Here is an 11,192-nt window from a genome sequence, read left to right on the forward strand (position 1 = left end):
GCCATGACGATTCCAACTGGGCCGAGACGCACGGTCCTCCGGGCGCAGCGGGACACCGGCTTTCTTGCCGCTGGCGTGCTGCCGCATCTGGCGCTGGTGCCCGTGTGGTCCTGGGCGGCGACGACTACCGCCAGGACGGGAAACTGGCTCCTTACGGTTTCCCTGTCGGCCGCCCTGGTCCTGCTCGGCACCCCGGCGCTGACGGCCGCTCAGCGGGCTCGCTACCGGGTGCTCATCGGTGTGGACGTCCCCCGGCTCACCCCCACCACGCCGGAACAATGGACGTGGGCCTCGACCGCCCGGTGGCTCGCGGCGACGCGGCCCTGGCGCACGATCGGCTACCACCTCCTGCTGGGCCCGCTGCTCGCGCTGCTCGAGCTGCTGGTGCTCGCGGTGGCAGCGGCGGGCCTGGCGAGCGTCATCGCCTACGCCTGGGCATGGGCGCTGCCCACCGGAATCCGCCAGGACTGGTTCGGCAACCTGACCCAGCTGCCGGCTTACACAGCGGCTGGACTCCTCATCCTGTGCGCCCTGCCGTGGACCACGCGGGCAGCGTCCCGCGCCGAGGCGCGGCTGGCGTTGGGTCTGCTCGGGCCCAGCCGGGCGCAGCGGCTCCAGGCGCGGGTCGATCAGCTGGCCGTGAGCCGGACCGACTTGATCGAGGCTGTCGACGCGGAGCGCCGCCGGATCGAGCGCGACCTGCACGACGGCACCCAGCAGCGGTTGGTGTCTCTCGCGGTCAACCTGGGTCTGGCCCTTGCCACCCGCCCGGACCTGCCGAGTGATGCCCGCGAGGAGATCGCGAGAGCACACCGGGAGGCGAAGGAGGCGATATCCGAACTCAATGACCTGGTGCGGGGGCTGCACCCGGCCGTGCTCGAAGACCGAGGTCTGGACGCGGCCTTGTCCGGGTTGGCCGCTCGCACGCCCCTGCCGGTGCGGCTGCGGGTCAATCTGGAGGAGCGGGTGGCACCCAACGTGGAGTCAGTCGCGTACTTCGTGATCTCTGAGGCGCTGACCAATGCGACGAAGCACGCCGACGCGAGGCGTGCAGAAGTGATAGTCCGTCAGGTCGGCAAGGTGCTGCGCGTGCGCGTCACCGACGACGGGCTGGGCGGTGCCGACGCCGCCGGCGCGGGGCTGACCGGGCTGGCCAAGCGGGTCGGCTCCCTCGACGGGACCTTCCACATCAGCAGCCCCGTTGGGGGGCCCACCACCATCACCGCGGAGCTGCCGTGCGCGCGGTGATCGCCGAGGATTCGGTGTTGTTGCGGGTCGGCCTGATCAGGGTGCTGGAGATGGGCGGGTTCCAGGTCGCCGCGGAAGTCGGCGACGCGGACGGGCTGTTGGCGGCAGTGGCGGAGCACCGGCCCGAACTTGCCCTGATCGACGTCCGGATGCCTCCCGGCTTCACCGACGAGGGGGTGCGGGCGGCGATGGAGATCCGTCGGCGCTGGCCGGGGACGCCGGTGGTGCTGCTGTCGCAGTACGTGGAGGAGCGGTACGCGGCTGACCTGCTGTCTGCGAACACCAGCGGTGTGGGCTACCTGCTCAAGCAGCGGGTCGCCGATGTCGCCGACTTCGTCGCGGCGGTCCGGCGCGTGGCGGACGGGGGCACGGCCCTGGACCCGCAGGTCGTCGCCCAGTTGCTGCTGCGGCGCGACAGCGACCCGCTCGCGCGGCTGACCCCCCGCGAACGGGAGGTGCTCGGCCTGATGGCCGAGGGGCGCTCCAATGCCGGCATCGCGCAGGCGCTGGTGGTCAGCGAGAGCGCCGTGGCGAAGCACATCAACAGCATCTTCGCCAAGCTTGACCTGCCCGTGGTCGAGGCGGACCACCGCCGCGTCCTGGCCGTACTGCGGTTCCTCGGAGCGTCCCGCGCCTGACCTTCCCGTCCGTCATCACCAGCTCCTGGCCGGCCGCCCCCCTGCCGTTCGCCACGGTCACAGGCCCCACCTCGCCCTCAACCTCAGCCCCGGAACCGGACCGAGCATCGGCGTTTCGGCCAACTCGCCTGCACGCGCGTTCTCTTGCATGGCAAGGGTCGGTGCACTGCACACCTTCCCACACCCGCGGAATACCACTGCGCGAAAGCCGTCCGAAAGAACACGTGCTCGAAACCAGGGCTGCCTCGTTGAGCACGCTGACGCCACCACCACATCTCCGGGAGGGAACACATTGACGTACGTCGAACCGGGCAGCGACACGACCGCGGCGTCGCTGAAGGCCGCCGCGGCGGCCCCGGCCGGGATCCCGGACGCTGACCGCGAGACGGCGAGCTGACCCTGCCAAGGCGTCCTCCACAACCCAGGCCCCTACGTCGAAGGTGAGACGACACTCGTGCCTCCCAGCTCCTCCTCGATCCGTAAGACCGTCGAGGCGTACCTTGGCCGCCACCCTGACGAGCGTGATGCCCTGACCGGGCTGCTCACCGCCCTGGACCGGCCCGTCGACGTGACCGCCCGCACGACACTGCCCGGACATATCACGTGCAGTGCCGTCGTCGTGGACCGCCGGTGCCGGGTCCTGCACATCCGGCACCGGGCCACCGGCGGCCTGATGCTCACCCCTGGCGGTCACGTCGAGCCCGAGGACCGCACGCTGCTCGCCGCGGCGCTGCGCGAGGTGGCGGAGGAGGCAGGGATCGCACCAGGGGCCTTGTGCCTGACCCGGCAGACGCTCGGCTCACCGGTCGACATCGACGTCCACGACATCGACGCCAGCCCTTCGAAGGGCGAACCGGCCCACCGGCACTACGACTTCCGCTACGTGTTCTACCTCGCCGCCGACAAGCCGCCGGCGATCACCCTCCAGAACGAGGAGGTGTCCGGCTCACGGTGGCTCGCCATGCCGGAGGTCACCTCGCTCACGTTGCGCACGAAGCTCCTGCGCGCCCAGTTGGACGGTCGGCCGGAGCCGGTCAATGCGTCCGCACTGATCCACGACGGGCAGGGCCGGTACCTCCTCCATCTGCGCGATCACAAGCCTGGAATCTGGCAGCCGGGGGCGTTCGACCTGCTCGGCGGCGGCCGCACGCACGACGACCCCGGCATTGAGGGCACCTTGCTGCGGGAGCTGTCCGAGGAGGTCCCCGACCTCCGCCTGGAGGAGCTGGAGCCGTACGCCGTGGAGACGGCGACCAGTGTCGACGGGCTCAGCGTCCCGATCCAGGTGTTCACGGGCCGGTGGCGCGGCAACCCTGATCGCCTCCGACTGCACGAGGGCGTGCTGCTGCGGTGGTTCACCACCGACGCACTGGACCGGCTCCGCCTGAGCCCCGGGACGCGCGACCTCATCCACCGGCACGCGGCCGAGAACCCTCCGAGCGGCACGCCCGGCGCCGCCCCTGTGCTGGGGGACGCGGGCGGCCGGCCCGTACTCAACGGCATCGGCGTCCACCTCCACCTGGAGGACGACGCCGGGCGGGTGCTCCTGGGTCTGCGCCACCCCGACTCGGGTTTCGCGGGGAACACATGGCACTACCTGGCCGGCAAGTGCGAACAGGAGTCCGCGGTCGCGTGCCTGGTGCGGGAGGCACGGGAGGAGGCCGGGCTGGTCATCGACCCCGCGGACGTGGATCTCGCGCACCTCGTGCACGTCGTCGACACCTCGGGCGGACCGCCGTTGATGCACCTCGTGTTCCGCGCGCGCCACTGGGAGGGGGAGCCGAGGGTCCTGGAGACCGACAAGTGCCTGGCCTGGCGGTGGTGGCCGCCGCACGAGCTGCCGGAGCGGCTCGTCTCCTACACCCGGACGGCCCTGGCCGGCATCGCCGAAGGCCGCGTCTACTCCCAGATGGGCTGGTGAACGGCGTGCGCACACCCGCCGGGAGCGGGCCCGAGCCGCAGCACGCCACAGTGCTGACATCCGCCGTGCCCGCCCCAGCTGAGGCCCACGAGTGCGACGGGTGCAGTGACACCGCCATGTCCGCCGCGCCCTTCCTGCCGCCGCAGTCCTCCGTCGACACCCCCGGGGCCGCGGACGCCCGGGCGGCGATGGTCGCCCGGCTCGAGTCGAGCGGAGAGCTGCGGCCCGGGCCGGTGCGCGAGGCCCTGCTCGCGCTGCCGCGCCAGGTCCTGATGCCCCAGGCGTATGTACGGCGCAGCGCCCCCGACGAGACCCCGCCGCGCTGGGATCTGCTGGACTGGACCCGCCCGGCCGACCAAGAGGAGCTGCTGGAGCGGCTGCACAGCGGTGACAGTGTCGCGATCCAGCACGACGGGGAGCCGATCCTCGGCCGTACTGCCGGGTCGCGCCGCGGGGGCGTGATGACCGCGATGTCGAGCACGATGGGCATGACCGCGGATCTGCTCCAGCTCCTGGACCTGCGGCCCGGGCAGCGCGTGCTGGACGTCGGGACCGGTGCCGGGGTGACCGCGGCGGTGGCATGCTTCGTGTGCGGTGACGCAGGCGTCGTCACCCTCGACATCGACCCGCACGTCACCGCGGCCGCCCGCGAGCGCCTGTCCGCACTCGGCTACCAGCCGGCCGCGGTGACCGGGGACGGCACCGCAGGCTGGCCCGACGCGGCCCCGTACGAGAGGGTCTTCGTCTCCTTCGCCGTCCGCCGCGTGCCGACAGCCCTGGTGGAGCAGCTGGCGCCGGGCGGGCGCGCCCTGATGACGCTCGGGACGTCGTCGCCGTCGTGGCCGGGCCTGGCCGTGATCGACAAACGGCCGGACGGGACCGTGGAGGCGGAACTGCGCGCGGTCGAGTTCGGGCACCGCGCCGGTGCCGGCTTCGACCGGCTGTTCCTGTCCTCCTCCTTCCGTCATACGATCGCCACGGCCGACGGGTGGACGCAGCGCACCCGGCTCGCGCCGCCGGCGGACACGGCGCGCGGCATGTGGCTGGCCCTGGACGCCCTGTATCCGGGGCTGGTGCGCCACTTCGGGGCCGAGGACCTGACGATCGGCGCGCCCGAGTGCGGGTCGTGGATGCGCGTGCGAGCCGCCGGCCACCGCCGGTGGGACGTGACGACGTGCGGGCCACGGGACATCTGGGCGGAGCTCCAGGACGTCGCCGCCCGCTGGCGGGCGGCCGGTGAACCGGCCGCCTACCGGCTCCGCCTCGACACCGCCGACGTCCAGCGGGTCACCAGCCCGAACGGCGCCCTGACCTGGCAGCTTCCCCACCCTCCTGGAGATGCACGATGACCCGCCCCGACCAGCCGGCCTCGGACGACGCCCTGTTCGGGTTCGAGGCCGACGACTGCGCCCGCTCCCGTCCCGGCACGAGTGAAGGCGTGTCCCGCCCGGAGGTCCTGGCCATGGTGGACCGGGTGGCCGCGCCGTACGCCGTGGTGGTGATCACGGGAGACGGCAGCCTGGGGACCCACGAATCGGAATGGACCGCCGCCCTTCGGGGACTGATCCAGACCTACCTCGGAGACGACCGGCGCGCGGGCGCCCGCAGCACGTACACCGGAACCGACCGCTCCCACGAAGACGGCCTCGCCGACTCGGCGTTCAGCAACATGACCGCGCACCACTCCCCCGTTTCCCGCGCCTGGACACCCGAAGACGTCCTCGGCTACCTGCGCCCCACCAGCTTCGCCCGCCCCGCATTCTTGGCCGTCCCGCACCACGAGGTCGAGGCCGCGGCGGTCCGCCTCCTCCGGGGCTATGCCTGCGGCGGCTTCCTGAAGGGGCACGCAGGTTTCACGGTGCTCGCCCACCGCCCCGGTGGTGACGCGTGACCGGCACGCAGCGGCACACCGAGCCGCTCGACGTTCACCTCATCGCCCTGCGCGACGGCCCGGCCGGACCGGAGGTGCTGCTGTCCCGGCGGGCCGGCGACGTGTACGCGGCGGGATGCTGGCACCTGGTCAGCGGGCACCTGGACGGTCCGTGGGAGGACGTGGTCACGGCCCTGGTGCGCGAAACCCGGGAAGAGACCGGCATCGTCGTCGATCCGACCGACGTCCGCGCAGCCGTCACCGTGCACCACCGCTCCCCCGCCGGGGCTGCCCGACTTGGGGTGTTCTTCGAGGTGAGGCGCTGGGACGGCACCCCAAAGGTCATGGAACCCCAGGTGTGCGACGCGATGGGCTGGTTCGCGCTCGACAAGCTTCCGGAGCCCATGGTCGCGTACTGCCGGGCCGGGCTGGACGCCTACCGGGCCGGTGCGCGGATGGCCGTGCACTTCCAGGAGCCCGGCGACCCGATCGCCTACACCCCGGCCGCCGACCGGCTGACCCTCGTCCCCCAACCCGGCAGCCTCGGGGCGGTCCCGCACGAGGTGCGCACCTTCGCCGAGCGGGCGGTGGGCCGGATCACCGACTGGGCGGACGTGTCCTGGGCGCGCGAGGAGAGCCGCGTATGGCGGGCGAGCGGCGCCGAGGGCGGCGCGTGGTACGTCAAGATCCATCAGAACGACCGCTTCCACCATCGCGAAGTCGCCGCGCTCCGCGGCTGGGTGCCGGCTCTCGGCCCGGCCGCGCCCCGCCTGGTGGCCGCCGACACGCAGGTGCGGGCCGTGGTGCTCACCGCGGTGGGAGGCCGGTCCCTGCACGGCGCCACGTACTCGCCCGAGCAGCAGCGCCACATCTTCCACCGTATCGGGCAACTCGCAGCCGCCATCCACACCAGCGCCCCACCGCGCCCGGCCGCAGGCGCACCGCCCCTGGGGAAGCTGGAGCGGCACCTGCACGGAGCCCGGCCCCACCTCGCGCCCGGGGACGAAGAGTTCATCCGCACCACCACCGAGAAGGCTGCGCACCTGCCCGCCCTGGAGGCGGTCCCCACACACGGCGACTTCCAGCTGCGCAATCTGCGATGGGACGAAGACGCCGATGTCCTGTACGTGATCGATTTCGAGCGGTCGGCGGAAGGCCCGGCGATCAGGGATTTCGTCCGGCTGGCCGATGCCTGGCACGGCCGCGCCGACCTTCGGCAGGCTGTGCTGGACGGCTACGGCCGCGCCTTCACCCGGGAGGAAGAGGCCCGGTTCACGGTCCTGTCCGCCCTGGATTCGGTCTCCGGCATCTCCTACGGCGCCGCCCACGGCGATCCCGAGCTCGTCGAGCGCGGCCGACGCACGCTGGCCCGGCTCCGCGCCGCACCACGCCCCTGACCCCACCGCATCTACCCACGAGGAGCAGCACATTGACGTACACCGTCCGCGATCAGTGGGAGCAGCACTTCCGCGACGGCAAGGGGTTCCGGCGGGTCGGTGAGCGGGAGCGGGAGCTCCTCGCCGAACACACCCCCGCCCCGGACGACGGTGGCCGGGCGCTCGACGTGGGTTGCGGCACCGGCGAGCTGACCGCCTGCCTCGCCTCCCTCGGCTACACCGTGGACGCCGTCGACTTCACCGAGAGCGCGCTCGCCCGGGCCCGTACCGAGCGCAGCGACGTGCAGGGCGTGCGCTGGCTGCAACTGGACATCGAGCGCGACGACCCCGTCCCGCTGCACGAGGAGGGGTACGACCTGGTCGTCATGCGCCTGATGTACCCGTTCCTGAAGGACCGTGGTCGGGTCCTTCACGGGCTGGGTGGGCGGCTCCGGGACGGCGGCGCTCTCGTCATCATCACCCCGGTGGCGGCGAACACACCCGAGAAGCGGCGCGGCATCGCCTTGGACGAGGACGAGATCGCCGTGCTCGCCGCCGGATGGGAGACGCTGGAGCGGCTGGACGCGGACGGTCTGGCCTTCCTGGTCCTGCGCGGCCCCTGTCACTCCGGCACCCGGGCCGTCGAGAAGAAGCCGACCACCGCCCATGCCCTGACCGGCGCCCTCGCTGTCGTCACCGACGGCGCCGGCCGGGTCCTGCTCGGCCGGTCCCGCCGCGGCATGTTCGAGCTAACTGGAGTACGGGCGGGTTCTTTGAGGGGCTGATCGGCGCGTCGTCCCATTTCAGCTGGCAGGAGGCTCGATGGGCTCCTACATCTGCCTCTCAGGATGTTGGGCCGTTCTCCTGAATTTCAGGACTCTCTGCTGTAATTTCAACGTCCGTGGCAGATCCCGGGACTCGCGTGCTCTCCCTCGTACCGCCTCCCAGCGAACCGTCGCCCGCAGAGGCGGAGTTACTGGGAGGCGAGCCGGGGCTGAGCGACGTGCTGTTGCTGCAGCGCCGGTACGCAGGCGGGGCGGACGAGGAAGACGAGCAGCTGTTCTTCATGGACGCACTGGTCGAGTACCAGTGGGCGCGAGACGTGGCGGGCCTGGCGTCCTCCACCCTGGACGGGCTGACGAAGCCAGTGATCGAGGTGTGCGACCACTACGGTGTCGTGCCGTGGCGGCTGACGCCCCGCCACGTCGACGGGTACTTCGCAGGAGTCGGCAAACGCCAGGCACCGACGGTGCGATCGAAGCTGAACCGGATCGACCACTTCTTCGCATTCCTGGAGCAACGCTACGCGCACGAGATCTTCCAGCGGTTCGGGGCGGCTGTCGAGTCACCGATCGATCCATTCAACCGACACGCACACCGCGGTGACTTCGGCCTTCGGGTGCCACCGTCGGCCCGGGCGGTCAACGAGTTCTTCACCGGCTGGCGGCGGCAGCTGGCGCACGCCCGCAAGGAGGCGGTGGCGTGCAGGGACTACGTGATGGCGAAGTTGATCTACATCTCCGGAGTACGCGCCTCGGAGCTGTGCCAGATGCGCATGAAGGACCTGCACTGGGAGGCCGGCGACTTCGGGCGGTTCGTCGTCCAGGGCAAGGGCGCCCGAGGGTCGGGGCCGCGGCAGCGAGAGGCGTTTCTGTTTGCCGAGGGACGTGAGCTGCTGTGGTGGTACGTGGAGGAAGTCCGCGGGTTGTTCTCAGACGACCCGGAGCACCCTGAGTCGCCGGTCTGGCCTTCGGAGCGCCTGGCGCGAGATCTTGGAGGCATGCCGAACCCTGTCGGCCCGGCGGTGACAACGTCGACGCTACGGAAGGCCCTGGCGAGAGCCTCGGAGGCCCACCTGGCAGGTCCGGTCGAGCGGATCTTTCCTCATCTGCTTCGGCATGCTTGTGCCACACACCGTTACGAGGCGGGGATGTCGCTGTGGGAGGTGCAGAAGTTGCTCGGTCATGACTGGACGACGACCACGGTTCGGTACATTTTGTCCGCTCAGAGCGATCCAGAGATGGCCAGCCGACGTTCATCGGCTCGGGCCGCACAACGACTGCGCGTGGACACGGGGGGTCTGTCGTGAAGTGGAACCTACGGTGGGCGGCGGCCAACCGAGGCATCTGGAGGCCCAGTGACCTGATGCCCGTGTTCAAAGAAGTCGGCTTCACTCCGTCGATGTCGAAGGTCTCCGCGCTCTGGTCGGGCACACCGGTAACGGTGCGGTTGGACGACCTGGACCTGATCTGCGCTGCTCTTCAGTGCACGGTCGCGGACCTGCTCGTCGCCGAACCTGTAGCCGGGAAGACGCCGGTGGCCCAGGACGAGGGGCTCGCTACGGCTGCGGGCGAGTCGCCCAGGCCGGTGCCACGCCGGTCCACCGGGGCGGGGCGGCCCAGGTCACTCCCACCGAACTGAGGTGGCCCCAAGACGAAAGCGCCTGCCCTCGCTGGGGCAGTGCGCCGGCTGCCTCGGCTGGGGGCTGCGGGTCCAGTCACCGTTCTGCTCCCCCTGCCACCAGTGGCGCTCCAAACGGAACCACCCGGAGGGCGAGTGCAGACGGTGCAAGCGGCTGTGGCGCATCAACGATGAAGGCTTCTGCCGGGCGTGTGTCGTAGCTGTCACCGAGTACGACGCGGCCTGGTACTTCGAACCCGCACAGGCCGCGGAACAGCCGACTTGGACCCAGCTCGCGTTCTGTCTGCCCGCTTCCGTCCGTCGGCCTGCCTTGCCCACCGGTACCTACCGCCTGCAGACGGACGGCCGCTACCACGCACCTGGCTGGGCACGCGCTCAGCGCCCCGCCCTCGTCGTGGACGACGAGCGGATCTGTCCGCCTGCAGTGCATGGACAGGTGGCCCTGTTCCCTGCGCCATACCGGCTGCTGGAGCGCCACGCCGTCGCGATTCGCAGCCGATTCCAAGACGATCTGATCCGACTCAAACCGCTGGTCGGTCAAGTGCAGGCCGAGCACTGCCTCGGGCGTGCCTGGCGCGTCAGTGCCATGAACATGTTGGCCCTTCCGCTGGCGGCGCGCGACGCGGCCGGCCAGGACCTGGTCGACGCGGCGATCATTGACGCCCTGCCTCACCGGCCCGCCGGAGTCACCCGGGTCCTGAACAAGGCTGGCTGGCTCGCCCCTGGCCTGGACCGCGAGGTGGTCCTGCTGCCGCCCGCCCAACGGGCCCGCCCCCAACCTCAGCCACGAAGTTGCGATCACTGCCTCTCGTGGGGCCGAAACCAAGTGTGCGACGCCTGTAGAAACTGGCGTCGCGTATACGCTGACCAACAAGGATGCTGCGGTCGGTGTGGCGCCGGGACGCTTCCTCTTCAGAACGGTCGATGCCGCGACTGCACTCGACAGCGCCTCCGAGTGGGTCCTGCCACCGACGCATCTACCTGGCGACAACTACGTTTTGCCGGACCGTCCTTGGCGAACGGCAGCGCGGCCCGTCGCGAGCTCGGCGCGGATCGCCCAGAGCTCAGTCCGCCAGCCGTACTTGAAGGTCAGGCGACGATCTTCGAGATCGAGCGGGACTGGCGCCCGCTGGCCGGAGCCCTGCTGCCGGCCCCGCTACCGCCGGTGAAGGCCCTCCTGGCGGACTTCGCCCGATACACCTCCGAGAACCGCTGGCACCAGAAAGTCCACGAGCCGATGGCTCGGGTTCTACGAGTGGCCGCCACCTGGCTGGGCGCCGACACCGTCTTCCACGAGGATGAGCTCCGGGCAATGCACCGCGCGTTCGGCGGCAAGGGTCGCATTCGCGGGCTTCTCGCCTTCCTAGACCAACGCGAACAGCTCGTCACCTCGCCGCCGCAGCGCAACCGCCACGAGGCTTTCGTCCAGCGCACCATCGCCGCCTTCCCTCCACGAATCAGCGACGAACTCGGCACGTGGGTCGGGGTCTTGCGTGGCGCCAGCAGGCCCCACCACCGCGTCACCGACTACGCCACTATGCGCCGCTACCTCGTCTACCTGGCCGCGCCACTCGCTGACTGGACCACCCGCTACACCACCTTGCGTCAGGTGACGGAAGCTGATGTCGGCGTACAAGCGAACGTGCGCCACCTCGTACGGATGAAAGTGCACCATTTTTGATGCGGTGACGGGGCGTCGGCCGTGAGTCTGCTGCTGT

At 71.0% G+C, this 11,192-nt stretch carries 10 protein-coding genes; all 10 read left to right on the top strand.

The window, feature by feature from the left end; genetic code table 11:
• Positions 1 to 3 precede the first annotated feature (3 nt).
• The 10 genes from ACFVIU_RS26230 to ACFVIU_RS26275 all read left to right on the top strand — a co-directional run bounded on the left by ACFVIU_RS26230 (position 4) and on the right by ACFVIU_RS26275 (position 11,155).
• On the top strand, positions 4 to 1,248 hold the full coding sequence (locus tag ACFVIU_RS26230) for a histidine kinase (RefSeq protein ID WP_385845449.1): 1,245 nt from the start codon (positions 4 to 6) through the stop codon (positions 1,246 to 1,248).
• Entirely contained in the window at positions 1,236 to 1,886 is a 651-nt protein-coding gene (locus tag ACFVIU_RS26235; RefSeq protein WP_385845451.1) for a response regulator, read from the top strand. The genes ACFVIU_RS26230 and ACFVIU_RS26235 overlap by 13 nt, the downstream gene beginning before the upstream one ends.
• 454 nt (positions 1,887 to 2,340) lie before the next feature.
• On the top strand, positions 2,341 to 3,807 hold the full coding sequence (locus ACFVIU_RS26240; protein WP_385845453.1) for an NUDIX domain-containing protein: 1,467 nt from the start codon (positions 2,341 to 2,343) through the stop codon (positions 3,805 to 3,807).
• A 116-nt stretch (positions 3,808 to 3,923) separates the two neighbouring features.
• The gene (locus ACFVIU_RS26245) at positions 3,924 to 5,156 is read left to right on the top strand and encodes a protein-L-isoaspartate O-methyltransferase (RefSeq protein ID WP_385845454.1); all 1,233 of its coding nucleotides are present in this window, start codon (positions 3,924 to 3,926) and stop codon (positions 5,154 to 5,156) included.
• Positions 5,153 to 5,698 (top strand): hypothetical protein, encoded by a 546-nt coding sequence (locus tag ACFVIU_RS26250; protein WP_385845456.1) that lies wholly within the window; start codon positions 5,153 to 5,155, stop codon positions 5,696 to 5,698. The genes ACFVIU_RS26245 and ACFVIU_RS26250 overlap by 4 nt, the downstream gene beginning before the upstream one ends.
• The gene (locus ACFVIU_RS26255) at positions 5,695 to 7,074 is read left to right on the top strand and encodes a phosphotransferase (RefSeq protein WP_385845457.1); all 1,380 of its coding nucleotides are present in this window, start codon (positions 5,695 to 5,697) and stop codon (positions 7,072 to 7,074) included. Before ACFVIU_RS26250 ends, ACFVIU_RS26255 begins: the two co-directional genes overlap by 4 nt.
• A gap of 32 nt (positions 7,075 to 7,106) precedes the next feature.
• A complete protein-coding gene (locus ACFVIU_RS26260) occupies positions 7,107 to 7,838 on the top strand; it encodes a class I SAM-dependent methyltransferase (protein WP_385845458.1) in 732 nt (243 codons plus the stop codon).
• 137 nt (positions 7,839 to 7,975) lie between these two features.
• On the top strand, positions 7,976 to 9,142 hold the full coding sequence (locus ACFVIU_RS26265) for a tyrosine-type recombinase/integrase (protein ID WP_385845460.1): 1,167 nt from the start codon (positions 7,976 to 7,978) through the stop codon (positions 9,140 to 9,142).
• Positions 9,139 to 9,474 carry a helix-turn-helix transcriptional regulator gene (locus ACFVIU_RS26270; RefSeq protein ID WP_351153276.1) on the top strand — a complete coding sequence of 112 codons (336 nt, stop codon included), beginning with the start codon at positions 9,139 to 9,141 and terminating at the stop codon, positions 9,472 to 9,474. The genes ACFVIU_RS26265 and ACFVIU_RS26270 overlap by 4 nt, the downstream gene beginning before the upstream one ends.
• A gap of 1,012 nt (positions 9,475 to 10,486) precedes the next feature.
• Entirely contained in the window at positions 10,487 to 11,155 is a 669-nt protein-coding gene (locus ACFVIU_RS26275; RefSeq protein ID WP_385845461.1) for a hypothetical protein, read from the top strand.
• Positions 11,156 to 11,192 lie beyond the last annotated feature (37 nt).

Source organism: Streptomyces sp. NPDC127190 (assembly GCF_042672505.1).
Taxonomy (GTDB): domain Bacteria; phylum Actinomycetota; class Actinomycetes; order Streptomycetales; family Streptomycetaceae; genus Streptomyces.